Origin of the sequence: Nocardia sp. NPDC002869 (genome assembly GCF_046764065.1) — a bacterium.
Taxonomy (GTDB): Bacteria; Actinomycetota; Actinomycetes; order Mycobacteriales; family Mycobacteriaceae; genus Nocardia; species Nocardia rhamnosiphila.
Genome location: NZ_JBKOOL010000025.1, coordinates 27,227 through 47,625 on the forward strand (window position 1 = coordinate 27,227; position 20,399 = coordinate 47,625).

Consider the following 20,399-nt stretch of genomic DNA (forward strand, 5'->3'; position numbering starts at 1 on the left):
TCCACCGACGCATGTCCAGCAAAGGGCATTCTTGGGCAGAAATCCGGCAACGATCATCGTTGAACAGAGATAATCCAGGCCGAATGCGTCCAACGCCCTCGCACTCGTGAGTCGCTGGCGGCGCGTGCCGAGGCCGACCCGGCGGACGTGGACGGTCGGGCTCTTGACGGGTATGACGACGTCCGGAGCTTCCTGCACTTGTGGTGGGGTCCATCGGAAACTCTCGGCTGACTCAAAACCTTGGTATCGAGACGGGGATGCGAGCCGCGCCCGACCCGCAGTTCGGTGTCCGATTTGCGATAGTTGATTACCGCAAGCAACTGATCTATTTTTGGTTAGCGTAGTGAACTAATCATTGTTTGGAGCCACCGTGCCAGTCTCAGCGGATACCACACAGAACCTCCTCGGTGAGATGTTCCTCATCGGCCGTGCCCTCCGGAGCACGCTGGCCCAGTCCGACGCGGGCCGGCTCCTCCCCGGTGGGCTCGGCGTCCTGTCCACCCTCGAGACGGCGGGCCCCTGCCGGCAGGTGGGCCTCGCGGCCGACCTCCGCATCACCCCGTCGGCGATGAGCCGGCACATCACCGAACTGGCCGCCGCCGGATACATCAGCCGCGAGGCCGATCCCAGCGACGGCCGCGCCAGCCTGGTCCGGCTGACCCCAGACGGCCAGGATCTGCTGCACCGGGTCCGGGCGTTGCACACCCGGCACCTCCAGGAAACCCTCGGCGATTGGACCGAGGACGACGTGGAACAGGCCTATCAGGTGATGCGCCGCCTCCGGAATTCCCTCAACTCCCGGGACCGCTGTGGCACGGCGGACGAGAACCCGCAGGTTTCGAAAGAGAGAGCCGATGTCTGACACCGAGGCGCCAGCCTCTCGCGATCCGCTCGCCATGAGCCATCGCGAAATCCTCGAAGCGATGACCGGTCTGCTGGCGGCGCTGTTCACCGCGCTGCTCAGCACCACCATCGTCGCCAACGCCCTACCGACCATCATCGGTGATCTACAGGCTTCGCAGACCGCCTACGCCTGGGTCATCACCACCGCTCTGCTCACCAACGCGGCCTCGACGCCGATCTGGGGCAAGCTGGCCGACCTGTTCAACAAGAAGACGCTGGTGCAGCTGGGCATCATCATCTTCGTGGTCGGCTCGGTAATCGCCGGTTTCGCCCACAATGTCGGACTGCTCCTTGCCGCCCGCGCGTTGCAGGGCGTCGGCATGGGCGGGCTGACCGCGCTGGTCGTCGCGATCATCGGCAGCATCATTCCGCCGCGCGAACGCGGGCGGTACTCCGGCTACATGGGCGCGGTCATGGCGGTCTCCATGACCGGCGGACCGATCCTGGGCGGCGTCATCGTGGACAGCCCGCTGGGCTGGCGCTGGTGCTTCTTCATCTGCATCCCGCTCGCCGTGATCGCCCTGCTGCTCCTGCAGCGCACGCTGCGGCTGACCACGACCCGCAAAGAGGGCGTCCGGATCGACTGGCTCGGCGCCACCCTGCTCACCGCGGGCGTCTCGGTCCTGCTGATCTGGGTCTCGTTCGCCGGTAAGGCCGGGTACTACGAGTGGTGGTCCACCGAATCGGCGCTCTACGTCGGTGGCGGTGTCCTGCTGCTGGCGCTGACGGTGCTCGTCGAATCGCGGGTGAAGGATCCGGTCATCCCGCTGAAGATCGTCACCGAACGCACCACCGCGCTGGCCATCCTCGCTTCGGTCGCCGTGGGCGTCGGCATGTTCGGCGCCACCACGTTCCTCGGTCAGTACCTGCAGACCGCCCGTGGCTACTCCCCCACCGCGGCGGGTCTGTTGTCGTCGCCGATGGTGGCCGGGATGCTCGTCGCCTCGGTGATCTCCGGTCAGCTCATCACCCGATTCGGCAAGTGGAAGAGCTTCGTCGTCACCGGCGCGGCCCTGCTGGTGGTCGGATTCGCCCTGCTCTCCACCGTCGACCATGCTACGAACATCTGGCTGATCGGCGGCTTCATCACCGTGACCGGCGCGGGTGTCGGCATGATGATGCAGAACCTGGTGCTGGCGGTTCAGAACACCGTGAGCGTGCAGAATATCGGCGCCGCGTCCAGCAGCGTCGCCTTCTTCCGCACCTTCGGTGGCGCCATCGGCGTCTCGGTCCTGGGTTCGGTCCTGGCGACCCGGGTGAGCGAACTGTCCACCGCCCGTTTCGCCGAACTCGGCATCCACACCACCTCGTCGGGCAGCGGCAATCTGGATCTGAAGGCGCTGCCCGCCCCGATCGCCGAGATCGTGCGCTTCTCCTACGGTGACGCCACCGGCCGGATCTTCCTGATCGCGGCGGTGACCTGTGTGGTGGCGCTCATCGCCGCGGCGCTGCTGCCGAACCGCCCGCTGCGGCGCACGATCGATATCGAGCCGACCGCCGATCCCGCGGCCGCCACCGATATGGAGCCCAAGGCCGAGGTGCCCGATGATCTGGCCGATCTCGAACGCACCCCCGCGATGGCCGAGCCGGTGGGTCGGCACCACGCCCCCGCGACCGAGCACGCCGACGATCCGCGAACCGAACCGGCACCCGTACCTGTCGGCGCGCTCACGGCGCAGGCGCCGGCCGGACAGAACGGTCACGGCGTATACAGCCCGGCCGTCACCGCACAGACCTCGCTGCCGACCACCCGGTACTCCGGGACCGGCGCGGAGAGCGGCTCCTTCCACGGGCACATCACCCGCGAGGACGGACGCCCGGTCCCCGGTGCGGCACTCACCCTGATAGACCAGCGCGGACACCAGGTCGCGCGGGCGAGCGGGGCCGGCGACGGCGGCTACACCGTCAACGCCCCCGGGCCGGGTAGTTATGTGCTGATCGTCTCGGCGCCGGGCCACCGGCCGACCGCGGTCAATGTGGCGCACGCCGCGCAGCCACAGCGCATGGACCTGACCCTCTCCGGGCTCGGCGAGTTGTCGGGCACCGTCCGCTCGACCCGTGGCGGTGCGCCGCTGGCCGGCGCGACGGTCACGGTGACCGACCAGTACGGCGAGGTCGTCGCATCGGCCGCCTCCGGCGAGGACGGCGTCTACCTGTGCCACGGCGTGGTTCCCGGCACCTACACACTGGTGGCGGTCGCCGAGCACATGCGCCCGAGCGCGACCGCGCTGACCGTGCCCGACAGCGGCCGGCTGCGGCACGATATCGAACTCGCGCCGATGGCCGTGCTGACCGGATCGGCCCGCGCCGACGGTGGCCGGCCGGTGATCGATATCCAGATCACCGTCCTCGACGCCACCGGCGATGTGGCCGCCACCGCGCACACCGACGAGCAGGGCCGCTACATCGTGCCCGATCTCCCCGAGGGCCGGTACACGGTCGTGGCCCGCGGTTATCCGCCGGTCACCGGGCAGATCGATATTTCCGGCGAAGAGGTCGGCTACGACGTCGAACTCGGGTACGGAACCGACGGTCAGGAGTAACCCGCCGCGTAACTCCGAAGGGCTTGTCGCCCCCCTCCGGCAAGCCCTTCGGCCACGGCTTGTATTCCGGCCTTGGCGTTTCAGCGAGTTGTCGAGGGCGATTCCCGGCCTGTCCCAGCGTATTCTCATCGGCGGCACTCGAAACCCGTTGCGGGACGGGCTGATCAGCCGCCCGCTGTACCCGACCGTGCCACCTCGGGCCGAGTGCTCTCTGTCGCCGCGGGGTGAAAGCCTCGCGGTGGTGGCGAACGCCATGGCCGACCGGGCACGCGCGAACCACTCGAATATCGTGCGCGGCCGGGAAGAATCCGACGCCGGGCGTTCCTGGACGATCCCGCGGTCACCGCGATCTCGGCGCGACCCGTCGCGGCATACCGGTGACCCGCTCGTGACCTCGGTGCCGGAAAATTGATGATTCCTTGTCTGGTGTCGGCCTTGCCCGCAGCGAAAACTGATGATGCTGCGCGAAAGATGTCCCTGGTTTCACCCCGACCGAAGGATATGCAATGTCTACCAGAATGACCAAGATTTTCGCCGCAACTGCGATCGCCCTGTCCCTCGGCGCCCTCGGCGCTCCGGTCGCCTCGGCCGCCACCCCGTCGGCCACCCCGATCACCGGTTCTGCCATCATCCTGTGTATCCCCCTCGGAAGCGCCACAGTCTGTATCTGAGCATTCGCACTTCCGGAGTTCATGTGCCGACCGGCCGGTACTCGCGCCGTCGGGCATATCCGGTGCAGTCCGGCGTGCCCGGGTGAATCACCCCGGTAGCGATCACCGAACCACCCGGAAGAGCGCACGTTGCTCGTCGAGGAGCGTGCGCCGGGATGAGCAGGTCGCCGCCCCGGGTGACCTGCTCATCCGTTTCACCGAGCCGTCTCGCCCACCGTTGCGCCGATGTGGCGGCCGGGACGAAAGCTTTCGGGTATCCCGGCCGGTCGACCGGCGACGAGCCCGGTGGGCCACGCGGGAACTCAGAACATCATCATCATGATCATCATCATCATGAAGGTCATAAAGAAGTTGTTGGACATATCGAACCTGCTTCCGTCGAACCGAACCGAACCGAACCGCCCGGACGCGACGCCGGACGCAGCAGCGGCAACTATGCCGTTGTTGAACGGTACGATATTCAACGGCTTCAATTTCCGGCCGATGACTTCCCGTTGCCGGGAACACGAAACCGGCTGCGCCGCATCGGTTCCACTGCCGACCGCGGCAACGGCAGTCAGTGCGGCGACGGACATGTCAGATGTGCGTCGAAAAAGGCGAAAACACGTCGCCAGGCGTCCTCGGTGGCCTCCTCGTCGTAACCGAGACCCGCGACCCGCAGTACGGGCTCGGGGGGCAGCCGGTTGGCGAACGCGTGGGTGACCCCGGAATAGGTCTTGACGTCGTGGGCGACGCCGTAATCGTCGAGTACCCGTTCCAGCCGGCGCGCCCGGCCGATATTGATCGGGTCCAACCGGCCGTAGCTGGCGACGATCGGGCAGCTGCCCCGCAACATCTCCGCGTAGTTGCCCCGGCTGGTCGGATAGAAGGGAGCGGCGGCGTCGAAACCGCGGGGCGCGGTGAGCAAGGCGAAACCACCACCCATACAGAAACCGGCCACCGCGACCCGGCCGGTGCACGAGGAATCGTCGCGTATCCGCCGCAGCGCGGCGACGATATCGCGCACCGCCCTACCCTCACCGGTGAACAGCAGATCGCGGAATACGCCGGGCACACAGCGCGGCCCGCGGGAGTACAGATCCGGCGCGATCACCAGATAGCCGTGATCGGCCAGCATGCGGGCATTGCGACGCAGGTCGGCGGTCAGGCCCACCGCGTCGTGCAGCAGCACCACCGCGGGCCACGGTCCCGGGCCCTCGGGCGTCTCCCACACGGCCTCGATATCGCCGTCGGGCGCGGGCACCTCGATCATCGTCATCGGCGGTCACCTTCTGTTCGATCCGGAACTCTCGCGGACACCAGCGACAGCGAGTCCAGTGTCGCATCGCCGCGCCGCCTGCTCACGCACCTCGACTGCGCGGCGGGGCCGGCCGCCGCCCCGGAGCGGCAGCCGGCCCCTACCCGGCGCCCGGACACGCACGGGGAGGATCAATCGTGTTCGGCCGCACCGATGATCTCACCGGTGTTCGCGTCCACCGTCACCTCGTACTCGACGCCCGCCGAGGTCACGACTTCCACCTCCCACACCGGTCCGCGATCCTCGGTCTCGAACTCGGCCGCGACCGCCCTGCTGCCCGGTACCGCGGCCACGGCGGCGTCCATGGCCTGGATGCGATCGATCCCGGGATCGGCGACGAGAGACCACTCCGCGATCGGGCGATCGAGGGCCACGGTGCCGTGCGGTGGGGTGTGCCCGAGGGCAACAGTGGCGACGCCGACGGCGGCACCGGCGACCACGGCCACGACCGCGGCGCCGATCAGAATCCAGCGCAGACCGGCGACCGCGTGACGAATAACGCTTGCCATGGTGAAACCTCCTGAGTGGGTGTACGTCCCGAATACGCTCAGCACTGTGGCAAGCCGATACTGAAGGTGACCTGAAGTCACCTGAAGAACATTTCAGGAAGCGTCTGACACTCTGGGTGGATGCGTCTGCTGATCGTGGAGGATGAGAAACGGCTCGCCCTCGCACTGGCGAAAGGGTTGTCGGCCGAGGGTTTCGCGGTCGACGTCGTGCACGACGGGGCCGAGGGGTTGCACCGCGCCACCACCACCGAGTACGACCTGATCATCCTGGACATCATGCTGCCCGGTATGAACGGCTACCGGGTGTGCGCGACCCTGCGCGCCGCGGGTCACGAAATACCGGTGCTGATGCTCACCGCCAAGGACGGCGAGTACGACGAGGCCGAGGGCCTGGACACCGGTGCCGACGACTACCTCAGCAAACCGTTCTCCTATGTGGTGCTGGTGGCCAGGATCCGGGCCCTGCTGCGCCGCCGCACCCGCGGCGGTGTGCGCCTTCTGCGCGTCGGCGATCTGGTGGTCGACCCCGCCACCCACGGCTGCCGGCGTGGGGACCGCGAGATCGTCCTGACCGCCAAAGAATTCGCGGTATTGGAACACCTGGCCGTGCGCGCCGGGGAGGTCGTGTCCAAAGCCGATATCCTGCATCATGTCTGGGATTTCGCCTACGACGGCGACCCGAATATCGTCGAGGTCTATATCAGCACCCTGCGCCGCAAAATCGATACGCCCTTCGGCTGCCGGACCATCCTGACGGTGCGCGGTGCGGGATACCGGATGGCGGCCGAGCGTGAGTGAGCGGGCGCGCCGCCGCGGCGCCTGGTGGAATTCGGTCCGGGCACGGACCACGGCCGCCGCCACCGTGGTGGTCGCGATCGCCCTGACCGCCACCGGGCTCATCCTGCTCGCGGCCCTGCGCGGCAACCTGGTCGAGAGCGCGGATCTGCAGGCCGCGAACACCGCGCGCGATATCGCCGGGCAGCTGGAGGCGGGAACGCCACTCGCACAACTTCGGGTGCCGGATCCCGACGACGAACCGGTGCAGGTCGTCTCGGCGGACGGGCGGGTACTGGCCGCCGACGAAGAACTGCGGGGCCGGGGTCCGATGGCCGGCTTCGGGGCGGATACGGCGGCGGACGCCGAGTCCGGAGACGACGAGGACGAGGATTCCGCGGACGACGAATCCGACGAAGACGATTCCGACGCAGCGGACGAGGACGACTCGCCCGGCTCCGGGGATACCGAGTCCGGCTTGGGCACCGGCAGCACGGCCGGCTCCGGCGGGACGAAAAGTACGCGGGCCGTCGGTGCTTCCGCGGCCACCGAACCGGTGTTCGGGCAGACCGAAGTGGCCGTCGGTGATTCCGGGCCCGCGAGCTATCGCGTCGCCGCGCTCGACAGCACCGCCCCCGATGGGCAACCGGTCACCGTCTACGCGGGCGCGTCGCTGGATACCGCCGACAGCGCGGTCGCCGACCTGCGGCGGGTGATGCTGATCGGGCTGCCGGTGCTGCTCGCCGTGGTCGCCGCGGTGACCTGGCTGGTCACCCGGTGGGCGTTGCGGCCGGTGGAGTCCATCCGGTCCGAGCTCGCCGAGATCATGCACGGCGACCTGTCGCGCCGGGTTCCCGAACCCGCCGCCCGCGACGAGATCGCCCGATTGGCGGTCACCACCAATGACACGCTCGCGGCGCTGGAGCAGTCCGCGGAACGTCAGCGCCGGTTCATCGCCGATGCCGCGCACGAACTGCGCAGCCCGATCGCCAGTCTGCGCACCCAGCTCGAAGTGGCGCAGGCGCATCCGGGGTTGCTCGAACTCGACGGCTTGCTCGGCGACACCGTGCGGCTGGAACACCTCGCGGCCGATCTGCTGCTGCTGGCCCGGCTCGACGCGGGCGAACAACCCCGGGCCGACCGGATCGAGCTCACGGCGCTGGTCCGGCAGGAACTGGCCCACCGGGTCGGCGATCGCTTACCGGTCGGCGCCGGTCTCGGCGTGGACGAGCTCGCCGTCACCGGTAGCCGGACCCAACTGGCCCGTGTCCTGGGCAATCTCGTGGACAACGCGCAACGGCATGCCGCGACGTCGGTGCGGGTGACGCTGGAGCGGCGGAATGACCGGGCCGTGCTCACGGTGGCCGACGACGGCCCGGGGGTGCCCGAGGCCGATCGGGAGCGGATATTCCAGCGTTTCGTGCGCCTCGACGACGCCCGCAGCCGAGATGAAGGAGGTGCGGGCCTGGGCCTGGCGATTGTGCGCGATGTGGTCGGACGGCACGAGGGGGCCATCCGGGTCGAGCCCGCGGACTCCGCGGACTCCGGTGGCGCGCGATTCGTGGTGGAACTCCCGGTAGCCCACTGAGGGCCCGCAGCGGCGGGCACAGGTCGCCGGGTGCGTGGCCGGCGGTCCCCGGTGTCGCGTGCGCACTAGCATCGGCGACCATGGCGCAGCAGGCAGTGCATCCGGCCGAACCGGATTTCCCGATACTGGTGATCGGGGCCGGGCAGTCCGGTCTGTCCGCCGGATACCACCTGCGGCGGCACGGGCTCGTGCCGGGGCAGGATTTCCTCATCGTCGACCATGCGCCCGGTCCCGGCGGCGCCTGGCAGTTCCGCTGGCCGTCGCTGACCCTCAGCACCGTGAACCGGATACACGACCTGCCCGGTATGTCCTTCGCCGAGGACGCCGATCCGGGTGCCGCCGGGGCCGAGGTTCCGGCGGCGACCGCCGTCCCGCGCTACTACCAGCGCTACGAGGAGCATTTCGAGCTCCGGGTACGCAGGCCGGTAAGTGTGCGGGTGGTGTGCGATCGATCGGGAGACGACGGCCTCTTGCACGCCGAGACCGACCGGGCGGGCACGCTTCGGGTGCGCGGTCTGATCAACGGCACGGGGACCTGGGAGCACCCTTTCGTTCCGCACTATCGCGGCGCGGAGACCTTCGCCGGGCGGCAGCTGCACACCCGCGATTACCACGACCCTGCGGAGTTCGCGGGACAGCACGTGGTGGTCGTCGGTGGCGGAATCTCCGCGGTCCAGCTGCTCGACGAGATCTCTCGGGTCACCGGCACCACCTGGGTGACGCGTTCGGAAACCGCCTTCCGGGAGGCGCCGTTCGACGTGGACGCCGGCCGCCGGGCGGTGGCGATCGTGGAGGATCGGGTACGCCGCGGGCTTCCGCCCGGCTCGGTGGTCTCGGTGACCGGTCTTCCGCTGGACGACCGGCTCCGCGCCGCCCGGGACCGCGGCGTCCTGCGGCGGCGGCCGATGTTCGACCATGTCGAGCCCGAGGGTGTGCGCTGGGCCGACGGTAGTTTCCAGGCCGCGCAGGTCATTCTGTGGGCCACGGGTTTTCGCAGTGCGCTGGACCATCTGGCCCCACTGCGACTCCGTGGCCCGGGCGGCGGAATCACCATGAACGGCGCGCTCGCCACCCGGGTCGCGGTGGATCCGCGCATCCACCTGATCGGATACGGGCCGTCGGCCAGCACGATCGGCGCGAACAGGGCCGGACGGGCCGCCGCGGCCGAACTCACCGGCTATCTGGGTCTCGAACGGGGCGCTCTCCGCGAGTAAGGCACTTCCGCCGCAATGCCACGACCGGCACTTCCCGAGCGATCAGTGCAGGAGATCCTCCACGATCCGGCGCGCGATCAGGACTCGTTCGTCGTCGCCGAGCTGGCGGGCGACGTTGGCGGCGCCGACGATCGCGTCGATCTCGAAGGCCAGCGCCGCCGCGTTCCGCCCGGTCAGCTCACCCAGTTCCTGAGCCTTGCGGATCTCCCCGGTCAGGAAGGTCATCCAGTCCTCGTGGTCCGCGGCGACGGCGTCGCGGACCGGCCCCGGCCGGCTGTCGAATTCGGCCAGCACCGCGGCCCGGAAGCAGCCGCCGGGGAACACCGGATCGGTGATGTAACCGAGCCAGCGTTCGACCAGCATGCGCACTCTGGGTAGACCGCGTGGTACGCGGAGGGCGGGTGTGATGATCTGTTCGACGAAGACATCACGACCGGCCCGGACCGCGGCCAGCTGGAGCGCCTCTTTCGTTTTGAACAGGGTGGCGATACCGCTCTTGCTGATACCCAGGTCGGCCGCCAGTCTGCCCAGGCTGACGCCCGCGAGCCCGTCGACCGACGCCACATCGGCGGCGCGCCGGGCGATCGCCGCCCGGGATCGGGCTCCTTTGACCAGCCGTTGATCCGTGATCGCCTCCCTCATACCTCCCATTCTGACATTGCCCTCTTGTCAATACGAACGATCGGTCGTATTTTCTTTACGAACGTTCGTACGTTTTATTTCCCCGGCTTCCAGGATTCCCATGACCGAATCGTCCGTGCGGGCCCCCGGCCCCCAGTCCACCCCGGCACGCGGCCCCGGCGCACTTCTCGTCGCCAGTGGCGCGGCCTTCCTCGCCCTGCCCCGTCGCTGGACCGGAGTCCTCGGGGTACTGATGTTCCTCGCGAAACTCGCCTGGATGAGCACCGAGATGTTCGGCCCCACTCCGGCGCTGTGGTCGGCATGGATACCGGCCGGAATACTCGGTGGCGGCGGAGTCGGAATCGTGGTGACCGTACTGGGCGCCACCGCGGCGAACGCGTTACCGCCGCATCGCTTCGCGGCCGGGACCGGGATGAATCTGACGGCACGCCAGCTCGGCGGGGCACTCGGGATCGCGGTACTGGCGGCGGTGCTCGCCGCCCACCCCTCTGACCCGCTCGCCGGGTTCCACACACTGTTCCTGCTGTGCGCGGGCTTCGCCGCCGTATCGGCCTGCCTGATCGCCGTTCCGTCCCGACAGGAGTCGATATGACAGACCACCGCGGCCATAGCGAATCCGACGACCCGCTGCTGATCTCCCCCGGCAGCGCCCGCGCCCTCTTGCGCAACGCGCCCTGGCGGCGCTACGCCGTGCTCGGCGACTCCATCGCCCAGGGAGTGGGTGACGCGTCTGCGGGCTACCGCGACATCGGCTGGGCCGACCGCGTCGCGGAGGTCCTCACCTCGGTGCACCCCGAGGCGGCATACCTGAACACCGGGCGGATCGGCGCCACCTCGGATCAGCTGCTCGCCGAACAGCTGGCGCCGGTACTGGAGTTCCGGCCCGACCTCGTGCACGTGTCGTGCGGCGGCAACGATCTGTTCCATCCCGGCGGGGATACCGATCGGCTGCGCGCGAATCTCGACACCGCTTTCTCCGCGCTGACCGCTACCGGCGCCCAGCTGTGCGCGTTCACCGTGGCCGATGTCTGGGAGACCGAACGGATGGCGCCGATGCGGCCGATGCGGCCGCGCATGGCCGAGCTCAACGCGATCGTCCGTGATGTGGCCGGCCGGTACGACGCGGTGCTGGTCGACTTCTGGGATCATCCGCTGCGATCGCGCCCGGATCTCATGAGCGCGGACCTCATCCACTTCACGACCAGCGGGCACGCGGTCGTCGCGACGGAGATGATCCGCGCCCTGGCAGCGCGGATCTCGGCGGCCGCCGGATCGATCTGACGATCGGCGATCCCTTCTCCGGCCACGGACAGGCGAGTCCGCCCGAGGGATCCACTTTGTCGGCGCGAGCGGTTAAGATCTGCGCCGGGCACCAGCGAGGAGGAGTAGGTACCGACGTGGGAAGCTACGGCCGTAGGTCACGGGCGCGGCGGGGAGCCGGGGCACGGGTAACCGTCCCCGAGATCACCGCGGGTCGGGGGGTCGACCGGTAGGCTCACGCGAGCATTCGCATGTGGCCGGCCCATCGGGACAACGGTGTACCGCCACAGTCGATCTCGTCGCCGCCGCTTTCGGCCACGCCGGCCGGGCATCACCCGCACCGCCGTCTTCCGGCGATGCGTCACCGAAGTAATCGACCCCCGTGTGACCGTTCATCGGCCGCCGGGGGGCGGGTCGCGATGTCCGGGCAACCCTGCACGGCCGGTACTCCCGGCGGCGGTCCGCGGGGAACGGAGCCTGCCCGGCTCCGTTCGCCACAGACACCACATTCCCGTGTACCCGTTCCGAATCATTCGCTGCCCGAACACTGTTCACCCTCACGTATTTCCATGAAGGAGTTCGTATGTCCAGACGTTCGCCCGCGTTCCGGATCCCCGGTGTGCTGGCAGGCCTTGTCGTACTCGGCTGTGCGGTGCTGGCCCTGTCGGCGTGTACCGGCGGGACCGACTCGGCGCAGAGTTCGTCGGCGAGCGCGGTATCCACCGTGCCCGGTCAGAACGGAACCGACGAGGGCGGGGATGTCGATTTCGACGCCGCCATCGGTGACTGTGTCACGCTGTCGGGGACGATGATGGACGCGGAGATCGACCACGCCGTGTGCGGTTCGGAGAATTCGAACTACAAGGTGGTCGCCAAGGCCCCCACCCAGGACGACTGCGCGTCCGATGTCGACCAGACCTACTATGTGACCCTGGCCGGCCAGGAACAGGGCGCGCTGTGCCTGGACATCGACTGGGTCGAAGGTCAGTGCATGACGGTTCCGTCGGGTAGTGACAGCCCCACGCACAGCCCGTGCACGCCGGGTAAGCCCGATACCGTGCATGTGCTGAAGATCCTGACCGGTACCACCGACGAATCCGGGTGCCCCGCCGAGGCCACCAGCTACTACACCTATGACGAGCGTCAGCTCGTCACCTGCGTCGCCGAGGTGTAGCGGCACCCGCGTCCGGCTACCGGCATGCGTGGCCTCACCTCGGGGTGTGAGGCCACGCGCGCCCTGCCCGGTCCGGACCGGCGGATAGCACGGCCCTGTTACCTCCGCTGGATCACTTTCGGCCACGTGGAGGCCGACGAGAGCGGGGCGATGAATCTGTTCCTGGGCGCGGCGCCGTCCGCCCGGGTGGCCCACGGCGCCGTGGGCTGCCAGGTCTCGCTGGCCCTGACCGCCGGATCCAGCATTTCGATACACCGCACGCCCCGCACAACTGGGAGGCGCGGGTGCCCTACGAGGAGTCCACCGGCGTCTTGTTCTGCGGCGATCCGATGACCCAGCTCGGCGACGGACCCGCCCTCACCGGCACCGATCCGGTAGGACCGGCCGAGGTCGCCGAGGACGTTTTCCACGCCACATCACTGGCCCCGGCCGTACCCGCGACACTGCACCGGCCGGCCGGTTTGCGGCCGACCACACTGGCCGTGATGCACGGCTCCGGCTTCACCGGTGACGGGTCCGCTGCCCTGCGCGACCTCGCGACGGTCTACGAGAACCGGCCGGCGGTCTGACGCACGTAGGGTTCGATCCGGTGCCACCGTCCCGGGTGAGCCGACGCGAGAGGAACCGGATGAGCGCGAACACCCCGCCGGACCGCATACGGAGCCGCTGGGAGGAACTCACCGCGGCCGACCCGGCGCATTCCGAATGGTATGTGCAGCGGTTCCGGACGCTGGCGGCGGAAGGCCACGACATATTCGGTGAGGCGCGGCTGATCGACGCCATGCTGGGCCGGCGTGGCCGGGTACTCGATGCGGGTTGCGGACCCGGCCGCCTGGGTGGCCACCTGCACAATGCCGGTCACACGGTCGTCGGCGTCGATATCGACCCGGTGCTGATCGCCGCCGCCGAGGCCGACTATCCCGGACCCGCCTGGCTGGTCGGCGATCTCGCCGAACTGGATCTGCCGGCCCGCGGCGTGACCGCCGGTTTCGATGTGATCGTCTGCGCGGGCAATGTGATGACATTCCTGGCCCCGCCGACCCGCCCGGCGGTGCTGTCCGGTTTCGCCCGGCATCTGGCACCACAGGGTCGCGTGGTCACCGGTTTCGGCGCCGGCCGCGGCTACGACTTCGCGGAGTTCCGCGCCGACGCTGCCGAGCAGGGTCTCAGCGCCGATCTACTGCTGTCGACCTGGGATCTGCGGCCGTTCACCGACTCCTCGGAGTTCCTGGTCGCGGTGTTCTCCCGCACGGACTGAGCGCCGCGCCGGCCGCGGCACGGCGGCCCCGGCACGCCGAGCACTCACTCGTCATCACCGAGTCACTCGCACATGGAGCATTGCCGCTCCTATATGTAGTAGATATACTATGAATCATCGGAGGTCGATGATCGGGAGGATTCATGACTTCGAGTGACGACGTGGTACTGAACGTCGAGAAACTACGAATGCGCTACGACACCACCGACGTATTGCACGAGGTGACATTCCGGGCACACCGCGGTGAGGTTCTGGTCATGCTGGGACCGAACGGCGCCGGCAAGACCACCACCATCGAAATACTGGAGGGCTTCCGCCAGCGGTCGGCCGGACAGGTCGCCGTACTGGGCGCCGACCCCGAGCACGGGGACGAACTATGGCGCGCCCGTATCGGTGTCGTCCTGCAGTCATGGCGGGACCACGCCAAATGGCGGGTCCGCGAACTGCTCGACCACCTGGGCGCGTTCTATCGCCCCTACTCCACCGACCGGGTCCGCAAACCCTGGGACACCGGCGAACTCGTCGAACTGGTCGGGCTCACCGACCACGCCGATGCCGAGATCGCCACCCTCTCCGGCGGACAGCGGCGCCGGCTGGACGTGGCGATCGGCATCGTCGGGCGGCCGGAACTGCTGTTCATGGACGAACCCACCGCCGGATTCGATCCCGCGGCCCGCCGCGATTTCCACGATCTGGTCCATCGCCTGTCCGACCTGGAGGACACCACGGTCCTGCTCACCACCCACGATCTCGACGAGGCGGAGAAGATCGCCGACCGGATCCTGATCCTGGCGGGTGGACGCATCATCGCCGACGGGTCGGCCGACGAGCTGTCCCGGTCGATCGCCGGTGCGGCCGAGGTCCGCTGGACCATGGACGAACAGCGTTTCGTCCACACCACCACCGAATCGACGAAATTCGTGCACGAGCTGTTCACACAGCACGGCGACCGTATCGGCGACCTGGAAGTGCGCCGCGCCTCACTGGAGGACACCTACATGGCCCTGGTGCAACGCTACGAACCCGGGGAACCGGCGAGCGCGGTCCACACTCTCGCGGAGGTCACCCGATGAATCCCGTCGCCAACGCGGTCCGTGCCGGATTCACCCGCGGCTGGATCGAATTCCGTCAGATGTACACCCACGCCCCCGATCTGATCGGTCAGTTCCTCACTCCGGCGATCGCATTGGGCGCGCTCTATCTGCTCCGCGATCGCGACTACGGGAACACCGGCCTCTCCGTCGCCGAACTCGCACTCCCCGGCCTGCTCGGCAGCATCATCGCCTTCAACGGTCTCTACGCGCTCACCAATGTGCTCGGCCTGGACCGTGAGGACGGCACTCTGCTCCGGGCCCGGACCGTACCCCACGGCATGATCGGCTACTTCATCGGCAAGGTGACCGCGGCCGCCGGATCCGTCCTGGTGCAGGTACTCGTCGTCCTGGCGGCCGGCATGGTGATCATCGGCGGGTCATCACTGGACGGCACCGGCGCATGGGTGACCTTCGGCTGGGTCGTGCTGCTCGGTCTGCTCGCGGCGCTGCCGGTCGGCGCGGCCCTGGGCGGGGTGCTCGACGGCGCCCGGGCCTCCTTCCTGCTCACCATGCCACTGATGGGGCTCATCGCCATATCCGGGATCTTCTACCCGCTCACCGCCCTGCCGGGCTGGTTACAGGGTGTGGGACAGGCCTTTCCGATGTACTGGGCCGGGCTCGGTATGCGCTCGGCGTTGCTACCACCCGGGGCGGCCGAGGTCGAGATCGGCGGCTCCTGGCGCCATCTCGAGACCGCCGCCGTCCTGGGCAGCTGGGCGCTCGTGGGGCTGCTGGTGGCGCCGGTAGTGTTGCGGCGCATGGCACGGCACGAGTCCGGATCGAGTATGGCGGCGCGTCGGGAGAAGGCGATGCAGCGTGCCTTCTGAGGCCATCTACAACCGCATCGCGATGCTGCGCGCCGAACGCGGTATCTCGCGGCGCGAGCTCGCCGAGGCGCTCGGGGTCCATTACCAGACCATCGGCTACCTCGAACGCGGCGAATACAGTCCCAGCCTGTATCTGGCGCTGCGGATCGCGGCGTACTTCGAGGTGGCCGTGGAGGTCGTGTTCTCCACCGAGCCCTTTCCCCGGCTGGGTTCGGGAGCCGAAACCGCGTAGCCGTGCTCCGGCCCGCACGATATCGAGGGCGATCCGCCCCTTGTGCCGTGCGGGCCGGGTTCTACGGTGGGTGGCACAAAGTCACTGGTCTGTGCCAATGATCCGTGACCGAAGCGCCACGGAGGTGCCCGGGTGACCACCGAATCCGACGCGGGAATCCGCGAGGGCCTGCCGATGCCGGTCCACGAGATCGCCGAACCGCGGCTCCGGCTCGGACCCGATTCGCTGGTCTCGCGGAGGCGGGTGACCGGGTCGCGGGGACGCTGCGCCGGAGCGGTGTGACGATGCCGGCGGCGCACCTACGGGCCGTCTCCGAACTACTGGTCCGGCTCACGTTGTCGTTGCTGCTGAATCCAGGAGGGCAGCTGGACATCTCGGATCCGGCTGCGGTACGCGAGTACGCCCGTCGCTATCTCGCGCGGTTCGTGTGGTGAACCGGACACGGCACCGCGGGACCGCGCGGGAAGCCGGGTCGTCGCGCGGGCGCGGCCAACGCCCTCGCCCAGCCGCTGGCGAGATGGTCGGCACCGCGCTCCTGCTGTGTTCGGACGCCGGCAGTTTCGTCACCGGTCAGACCTTCCTGGTCGACGGCGGCACCGTCGCCCGCTGAACCCGATCCGAAGGAGTTTCCCTGTCCGCGCTGTCCACCGAATACCTGCCCCCGGGGTCGTGGTGCTGACGATCGACCACCCGCCCCGGCGCAACGCGCTCGACAATCAGACAGTCGCCGAACTGCACACCGTGTCGCGGGTGTCGCACGAAAGATGAACGACGGATCACATCCGGTTGCCACATCGCGCAGAATCCCCTCCTACCGTCGATATTTTCGATATCACCGGGCGCGCCCACGCCGCACAGAACTGGCGTGTCACATCAGACGGTGTGTTAGAAAGTCCGCGAGCGGCGGCAAGGAGACGGTTGTGACTGGTCCATATCGGCTGATCATCTGGGGCCCCGGCGACATGGGCTGGCGGGCCTCGCCGGTGTCCGAGCCGTTCGCCACCTCTACCCGGTGCCGGCGCGCGTCCGGGTGCAGGCCGGCGGCACCGTCGTCGAACCCGGCACCGTCGGCACGATCCATATGACCTACCGGGGATACATCGGTGATGATCTCTTCATGACCAACGAGGAGTGCTGGCACGTCGGGACCGGCAATGCCCATCTGGGACAGGATCTTCCGAGCAGCGCGGCCGGCGGCCATGTGATCACCCTCGACGGCAACCCGGGTGTCATCGAGATGCGTAACGAAATGGACGACGAGGCCTATAGCGGAGATTGGTCCGCTGTTACCGATATCTCGGTCGCCGCAATGCTGGGCGTGGTTCCCGAGTTGTGTGTCGCACCGCCCGGTGTGGTCATGCCGGACCTGCGTCCTCACTACCTTCTGGAGTCGTCATGAGTTCACCCACGCTCGCGATCGCGGTGCTCGGCGCCGGCCCCTTCGCCGACCGGATCGCCGACCGGATCCGCGCGCGAGCACACCTCGAGGTATCCGCGCGGATCGAAACTCTGCAGTCCCCGCCCGAGGGCACGGCGTGCGTCGTCTACGTGCCGACGTTCGCCGAGATCGCCGCGGACACACCGGACAGCGTGCTACCGGAGCTCCTGAGCGACGGCTACGACGTGATATCCACGGCGCCGCTGGACGGCCACGTCCCGCCGGCCGAACTGCTGGATGCCTGCCGCACCGGACAATCCACCTTCCACGCCACCGGGGCCTTCCAGGCCACGATTCCGGCCCGGCTCATCCGATCACTGACGGAGGTGACCCGGGGGATCCGGCGGGTGGAACTGGTCGAGGAGCTCGATTTCCCCGAGGCCGGGGTGTACCCGTGGGGGGATCGGCACGATATCGGTATCGGGGCCACCGGGTCCGCGGCCGCGGTCGCCGGCGCCGCCGCGGTCGACGGCTACTACACGGCGGGACTGCGTGTTCTCGACGACGCGGTGTTCCACAGCGCCGCCGGTGCGGCCGAGACCCCGAGCAGCACCGTGGAGGTGATCACCGACGGTTCCGGGGCCGTCCAGAAGGTGATCGTCGACCGAGGGCTGGGGCCCGGGCTGAGTTATCGCTCGATCTGGACCACCACCACCGAGGATCGGGCGCCGCTGCGTTATCAGCTGGTCACCACGACCGATACGGCGCGGGGCACCGCCAACGTCCGCTTCCGCTTCACCGAAGGGCTTCATCCGGCAGACCATCTGACCTGCGTCAACGTCATCGAGGCGCTGCGTCCGGTGCACGAGCACGGTCCTGGGATAGCCCATCGAGATCTGTCGATCACGCGCCTGATGCCGGACGCGCGGCTCACCACCTGATCCCGGCGGCCCGCGCAGGTCTCGAAATCATCTATTCCGGTGGCCGGGCCGCGGTCGCCGGAATCACTGATGCGATCCTGGAACAGCAGCACAATGATCATCCGGTTCGCACGGCCGGTCACGACGCCGGCCGCGGACTGCCGCAGTGGAGCACCTCTCGACATTTCAGTGCACATCGAACTCTCTGAACCCCGGCCTGCCCGGCGGCAGGCGGTGAAAGGTGAGCACCATGAAGCTGGCAGTCATCGGCGGCACCGGTCGGATCGGCTCGCAGGTCGTCCGGAAGCTACGGGCGGCCGGTCACGACGCCGTACCCGCCGCGCCGTCCACCGGCGTGGACCTGGTCAGCGGCGAGGGCCTCGACCAGGCGGTGGCGGGCGCCGACGTGGTGGTCGGGCTGGCCAACTCCCCGACCTTCGACGACGCCGCACTGGATTTCTTCCGCACCGCGATGGACAACCTCCTCGGCGCCGGGGACCGTGCCGGGGTGAAGCACCAGGTGGTGCTGTCGATCGTGGGCGTGGACCAGGTACCGCAACTGGACTACTACCGGGCCAAGACGCTGCAGGAGGAGTTGCTCCGGAAAGGTCCCACACCATATTCGATCGTGCGCGCCACCCAGTTCTTCGAGTTCATGGACGCGGTGATGTCCTGGTCCGCCGATGACACCGTCGTCCGGCTGCCCGCCACCCGGCTGCAGCCGATGGCAGCCGCGGATGTCGTCGACGCGGTGGTGGGCGTCGCGCTGGGTTCGCCCCTGCAGGGTGTCCGCAATGTCGCGGGACCCGATGTGCTCCCGCTCGACGAAATCGGCCGGATGACCCTGCTCGCCCGGCACGACGACCGGATCGTCGTCACCGACGACACCGCCGGTATGTTCGCCGCGATCACCGGCGACGAGCTCCTCGCCGGACCGGACGCGCACCTGGCTCCCACGCACTACCGGAACTGGCTGGACGCACACCGCTGACCTCGACAGCAACTCTAAGTTATATGCCAGTAATAAAGCAGTTATCATCCACCGAGAAAGGCGTATTCAGACGAGCCCGAAATCCGAACCGCGCCCTTTCCAAAAAAGGCGTTTCGCTCGAATCCGCATCGGGCATCTTCCAACAGTGTGGCGACATCGGACGTTCCGAGGCCAGCGCCCACTTCGCCGCGAATCCGCCCCGCAAATGCATCCGCAAGCTAGACAATGCAATATTGCGGAATCAAAACACCGCGAAACGCGAATGTGATTGACAGCACAGCATTTCAAGCAAATGATCAGCACCCCATCCAGGCAGGCGTCGTACTGTTTAGCCCTACACAGAAACTCCGGGCTTCCCGGCGGAACGTTGGATGGACATGCTTCACCTCGAACACTTCGCGTTCGGCTGGCTGACGCCCGCCCTCGCGTATTTCCTCTCGGCCACCGGATGCGCCATCGGATTGCAGTGCACCAAGCAGGCCCGCCACGGACGGCGCCGATTGCTCTGGCTGGTGCTCGCCGCGATCACCATCGGCGGGACCGGAATCTGGGTCATGCATTTCGTTGCGATGCTGGGCTTTTCCATAGACGGCGCACAGATACGCTTCGATGTCCCGCTCACCCTGCTGAGCGCGGGGACCTCGATCGGCGTGGTCGCCATCGGCTTGTATCTGGTAACCACACCGGGCTCGGGCCTTCCGGCGCTGCTGACCGGCGGTGCCGTCACCGGCCTCGGCATAGCGGCCATGCACTACACCGGCATGGCCGCGATGCGCACGGACGCACATATCGAATATGATCCCGCCCGCATAGCGCTGTCCCTGGCCATCGCCACGGTCGCGGCCACCGTGACGCTGTGGTTCGGCATGCGCTCGTGGGGAATCCTGTCCACCCTGGGCGCGGCGCTGATCATGGCCGCGGCGGTGGCGACCATGCACTACACCGGCATGTCCGCGATGCACGCGCACGAGGTCCCCGATGCCGCGGCGCCCGAAGGCGCCGAGCCACTGGAGATTCTGGGCCCCCTGCTCGGCGCCCTCAGTGTGGTCACCGTGGTGCTGCTCATCGGCGTGAGCATGGCGCTGACCAATCCCCACGGACCCGGCGCCCGAGCCGCGCCGAAC

General features: G+C 68.3%; 25 protein-coding genes and 2 pseudogenes. 23 read left to right on the top strand and 4 right to left on the bottom strand.

The window, feature by feature from the left end; genetic code table 11:
• Nucleotides 1-370: 370 nt before the first annotated feature.
• From ACLML9_RS07450 to ACLML9_RS07470, 5 genes and pseudogenes are all read left to right on the top strand, one after another.
• Complete coding sequence (locus tag ACLML9_RS07450) at nucleotides 371-862, top strand: MarR family winged helix-turn-helix transcriptional regulator (protein ID WP_156058617.1); 492 nt, start codon at nucleotides 371-373, stop codon at nucleotides 860-862.
• A pseudogene (locus ACLML9_RS07455) lies at nucleotides 855-2,391 on the top strand (MFS transporter); the annotation flags it as partial. The gene ACLML9_RS07450 and the pseudogene ACLML9_RS07455, both read left to right, overlap by 8 nt.
• Nucleotides 2,392-2,480: 89 nt before the next feature.
• Nucleotides 2,481-3,446: a collagen binding domain-containing protein gene (locus tag ACLML9_RS07460; RefSeq protein ID WP_411944817.1), complete on the top strand. Its 966-nt coding sequence runs from the start codon at nucleotides 2,481-2,483 to the stop codon at nucleotides 3,444-3,446.
• Complete coding sequence (locus ACLML9_RS07465) at nucleotides 3,382-3,858, top strand: winged helix-turn-helix transcriptional regulator (protein WP_411944818.1); 477 nt, start codon at nucleotides 3,382-3,384, stop codon at nucleotides 3,856-3,858. Before ACLML9_RS07460 ends, ACLML9_RS07465 begins: the two co-directional genes overlap by 65 nt.
• 94 nt (nucleotides 3,859-3,952) lie before the next feature.
• Nucleotides 3,953-4,117 carry a hypothetical protein gene (locus tag ACLML9_RS07470; RefSeq protein WP_357055969.1) on the top strand — a complete coding sequence of 55 codons (165 nt, stop codon included), beginning with the start codon at nucleotides 3,953-3,955 and terminating at the stop codon, nucleotides 4,115-4,117.
• 302 nt (nucleotides 4,118-4,419) lie between these two features.
• Here ACLML9_RS07470 and ACLML9_RS07475 read toward each other — a convergent pair whose 3' ends face one another.
• The 3 genes from ACLML9_RS07475 to ACLML9_RS07485 form a co-directional block, all read right to left on the bottom strand.
• Nucleotides 4,420-4,692: a hypothetical protein gene (locus ACLML9_RS07475; RefSeq protein WP_411944794.1), complete on the bottom strand. Its 273-nt coding sequence runs from the start codon at nucleotides 4,690-4,692 to the stop codon at nucleotides 4,420-4,422.
• The gene (locus tag ACLML9_RS07480) at nucleotides 4,674-5,375 is read right to left on the bottom strand and encodes a dienelactone hydrolase family protein (protein WP_411944795.1); all 702 of its coding nucleotides are present in this window, start codon (nucleotides 5,373-5,375) and stop codon (nucleotides 4,674-4,676) included. Before ACLML9_RS07480 ends, ACLML9_RS07475 begins: the two co-directional genes overlap by 19 nt.
• A 170-nt stretch (nucleotides 5,376-5,545) precedes the next feature.
• Entirely contained in the window at nucleotides 5,546-5,923 is a 378-nt protein-coding gene (locus ACLML9_RS07485; protein ID WP_411944796.1) for a PepSY domain-containing protein, read from the bottom strand.
• 120 nt (nucleotides 5,924-6,043) lie between these two features.
• Between ACLML9_RS07485 and ACLML9_RS07490 the strand changes: the two genes are divergently transcribed.
• The 3 genes from ACLML9_RS07490 (at nucleotide 6,044) to ACLML9_RS07500 (ending at nucleotide 9,499) form a co-directional block, all read left to right on the top strand.
• Nucleotides 6,044-6,721 (top strand): response regulator, encoded by a 678-nt coding sequence (locus tag ACLML9_RS07490; protein WP_411944797.1) that lies wholly within the window; start codon nucleotides 6,044-6,046, stop codon nucleotides 6,719-6,721.
• On the top strand, nucleotides 6,714-8,285 hold the full coding sequence (locus tag ACLML9_RS07495) for a sensor histidine kinase (RefSeq protein ID WP_411944798.1): 1,572 nt from the start codon (nucleotides 6,714-6,716) through the stop codon (nucleotides 8,283-8,285). The genes ACLML9_RS07490 and ACLML9_RS07495 overlap by 8 nt, the downstream gene beginning before the upstream one ends.
• An 80-nt stretch (nucleotides 8,286-8,365) precedes the next feature.
• Nucleotides 8,366-9,499, top strand: a complete 1,134-nt coding sequence (locus ACLML9_RS07500; protein ID WP_411944799.1) for an NAD(P)-binding domain-containing protein — start codon at nucleotides 8,366-8,368, stop codon at nucleotides 9,497-9,499.
• Nucleotides 9,500-9,541: 42 nt separating this feature from the next.
• Here the strand turns inward: ACLML9_RS07500 and ACLML9_RS07505 are convergent, their stop codons facing one another.
• Nucleotides 9,542-10,150: a TetR/AcrR family transcriptional regulator gene (locus ACLML9_RS07505; RefSeq protein ID WP_411944800.1), complete on the bottom strand. Its 609-nt coding sequence runs from the start codon at nucleotides 10,148-10,150 to the stop codon at nucleotides 9,542-9,544.
• Nucleotides 10,151-10,241: 91 nt separating this feature from the next.
• Between ACLML9_RS07505 and ACLML9_RS07510 the strand changes: the two genes are divergently transcribed.
• From ACLML9_RS07510 to ACLML9_RS07580, 15 genes and pseudogenes are all read left to right on the top strand, one after another.
• Complete coding sequence (locus ACLML9_RS07510) at nucleotides 10,242-10,733, top strand: hypothetical protein (RefSeq protein ID WP_411944801.1); 492 nt, start codon at nucleotides 10,242-10,244, stop codon at nucleotides 10,731-10,733.
• On the top strand, nucleotides 10,730-11,422 hold the full coding sequence (locus ACLML9_RS07515) for an SGNH/GDSL hydrolase family protein (protein ID WP_411944802.1): 693 nt from the start codon (nucleotides 10,730-10,732) through the stop codon (nucleotides 11,420-11,422). Before ACLML9_RS07510 ends, ACLML9_RS07515 begins: the two co-directional genes overlap by 4 nt.
• Nucleotides 11,423-11,984: 562 nt before the next feature.
• The gene (locus ACLML9_RS07520; protein WP_411944803.1) at nucleotides 11,985-12,575 is read left to right on the top strand and encodes a hypothetical protein; all 591 of its coding nucleotides are present in this window, start codon (nucleotides 11,985-11,987) and stop codon (nucleotides 12,573-12,575) included.
• Nucleotides 12,576-12,859: 284 nt separating this feature from the next.
• Complete coding sequence (locus ACLML9_RS07525) at nucleotides 12,860-13,144, top strand: hypothetical protein (RefSeq protein WP_411944804.1); 285 nt, start codon at nucleotides 12,860-12,862, stop codon at nucleotides 13,142-13,144.
• Between the two features lie 59 nt (nucleotides 13,145-13,203).
• Nucleotides 13,204-13,833 carry a class I SAM-dependent methyltransferase gene (locus ACLML9_RS07530; RefSeq protein ID WP_411944805.1) on the top strand — a complete coding sequence of 210 codons (630 nt, stop codon included), beginning with the start codon at nucleotides 13,204-13,206 and terminating at the stop codon, nucleotides 13,831-13,833.
• A gap of 143 nt (nucleotides 13,834-13,976) precedes the next feature.
• The gene (locus tag ACLML9_RS07535; RefSeq protein ID WP_411944806.1) at nucleotides 13,977-14,906 is read left to right on the top strand and encodes an ABC transporter ATP-binding protein; all 930 of its coding nucleotides are present in this window, start codon (nucleotides 13,977-13,979) and stop codon (nucleotides 14,904-14,906) included.
• Nucleotides 14,903-15,754, top strand: a complete 852-nt coding sequence (locus ACLML9_RS07540; RefSeq protein WP_411944807.1) for an ABC transporter permease — start codon at nucleotides 14,903-14,905, stop codon at nucleotides 15,752-15,754. Before ACLML9_RS07535 ends, ACLML9_RS07540 begins: the two co-directional genes overlap by 4 nt.
• Complete coding sequence (locus ACLML9_RS07545; RefSeq protein ID WP_411944808.1) at nucleotides 15,744-15,986, top strand: helix-turn-helix transcriptional regulator; 243 nt, start codon at nucleotides 15,744-15,746, stop codon at nucleotides 15,984-15,986. Before ACLML9_RS07540 ends, ACLML9_RS07545 begins: the two co-directional genes overlap by 11 nt.
• 132 nt (nucleotides 15,987-16,118) lie before the next feature.
• Nucleotides 16,119-16,268, top strand: a complete 150-nt coding sequence (locus tag ACLML9_RS07550) for a hypothetical protein (RefSeq protein ID WP_411944809.1) — start codon at nucleotides 16,119-16,121, stop codon at nucleotides 16,266-16,268.
• Nucleotides 16,265-16,420 (top strand): hypothetical protein, encoded by a 156-nt coding sequence (locus tag ACLML9_RS07555; protein ID WP_411944810.1) that lies wholly within the window; start codon nucleotides 16,265-16,267, stop codon nucleotides 16,418-16,420. Before ACLML9_RS07550 ends, ACLML9_RS07555 begins: the two co-directional genes overlap by 4 nt.
• 80 nt (nucleotides 16,421-16,500) lie before the next feature.
• Nucleotides 16,501-16,596: pseudogene (locus ACLML9_RS07560) on the top strand (oxidoreductase); the annotation flags it as partial.
• Nucleotides 16,597-16,998: 402 nt separating this feature from the next.
• Nucleotides 16,999-17,385, top strand: coding sequence for a hypothetical protein (locus ACLML9_RS07565; RefSeq protein ID WP_411944811.1), 387 nt, complete (start codon nucleotides 16,999-17,001; stop codon nucleotides 17,383-17,385).
• Nucleotides 17,382-18,305: a hypothetical protein gene (locus ACLML9_RS07570; RefSeq protein ID WP_411944812.1), complete on the top strand. Its 924-nt coding sequence runs from the start codon at nucleotides 17,382-17,384 to the stop codon at nucleotides 18,303-18,305. Before ACLML9_RS07565 ends, ACLML9_RS07570 begins: the two co-directional genes overlap by 4 nt.
• Nucleotides 18,306-18,534: 229 nt before the next feature.
• The gene (locus tag ACLML9_RS07575; RefSeq protein ID WP_411944813.1) at nucleotides 18,535-19,275 is read left to right on the top strand and encodes an SDR family oxidoreductase; all 741 of its coding nucleotides are present in this window, start codon (nucleotides 18,535-18,537) and stop codon (nucleotides 19,273-19,275) included.
• Between the two features lie 371 nt (nucleotides 19,276-19,646).
• Nucleotides 19,647-20,399, top strand: a 753-nt coding sequence (locus tag ACLML9_RS07580; protein ID WP_411944814.1) for an MHYT domain-containing protein, incomplete at its 3' end; no start/stop codon positions are given.

Excerpts from the sequence above, each read along its gene's own strand:
- ACLML9_RS07490 (WP_411944797.1), top strand. The coding sequence starts at position 6,044 with ATGCGTCTGCTGATCGTGGAGGATGAGAAACGGCTCGCCCTCGCACTG.
- ACLML9_RS07520 (WP_411944803.1), top strand. The coding sequence starts at position 11,985 with ATGTCCAGACGTTCGCCCGCGTTCCGGATCCCCGGTGTGCTGGCAGGC.
- ACLML9_RS07510 (WP_411944801.1), top strand. The coding sequence starts at position 10,242 with ATGACCGAATCGTCCGTGCGGGCCCCCGGCCCCCAGTCCACCCCGGCA.
- ACLML9_RS07505 (WP_411944800.1), bottom strand. The coding sequence starts at position 10,150 with ATGGGAGGTATGAGGGAGGCGATCACGGATCAACGGCTGGTCAAAGGA.
- ACLML9_RS07500 (WP_411944799.1), top strand. The coding sequence starts at position 8,366 with ATGGCGCAGCAGGCAGTGCATCCGGCCGAACCGGATTTCCCGATACTG.
- ACLML9_RS07540 (WP_411944807.1), top strand. The coding sequence starts at position 14,903 with ATGAATCCCGTCGCCAACGCGGTCCGTGCCGGATTCACCCGCGGCTGG.
- ACLML9_RS07515 (WP_411944802.1), top strand. The coding sequence starts at position 10,730 with ATGACAGACCACCGCGGCCATAGCGAATCCGACGACCCGCTGCTGATC.
- ACLML9_RS07485 (WP_411944796.1), bottom strand. The coding sequence starts at position 5,923 with ATGGCAAGCGTTATTCGTCACGCGGTCGCCGGTCTGCGCTGGATTCTG.
- ACLML9_RS07480 (WP_411944795.1), bottom strand. The coding sequence starts at position 5,375 with ATGACGATGATCGAGGTGCCCGCGCCCGACGGCGATATCGAGGCCGTG.
- ACLML9_RS07535 (WP_411944806.1), top strand. The coding sequence starts at position 13,977 with ATGACTTCGAGTGACGACGTGGTACTGAACGTCGAGAAACTACGAATG.
- ACLML9_RS07575 (WP_411944813.1), top strand. The coding sequence starts at position 18,535 with ATGAAGCTGGCAGTCATCGGCGGCACCGGTCGGATCGGCTCGCAGGTC.
- ACLML9_RS07530 (WP_411944805.1), top strand. The coding sequence starts at position 13,204 with ATGAGCGCGAACACCCCGCCGGACCGCATACGGAGCCGCTGGGAGGAA.
- ACLML9_RS07475 (WP_411944794.1), bottom strand. The coding sequence starts at position 4,692 with ATGTCCGTCGCCGCACTGACTGCCGTTGCCGCGGTCGGCAGTGGAACC.
- ACLML9_RS07470 (WP_357055969.1), top strand. The coding sequence starts at position 3,953 with ATGTCTACCAGAATGACCAAGATTTTCGCCGCAACTGCGATCGCCCTG.
- ACLML9_RS07570 (WP_411944812.1), top strand. The coding sequence starts at position 17,382 with ATGAGTTCACCCACGCTCGCGATCGCGGTGCTCGGCGCCGGCCCCTTC.
- ACLML9_RS07460 (WP_411944817.1), top strand. The coding sequence starts at position 2,481 with ATGGCCGAGCCGGTGGGTCGGCACCACGCCCCCGCGACCGAGCACGCC.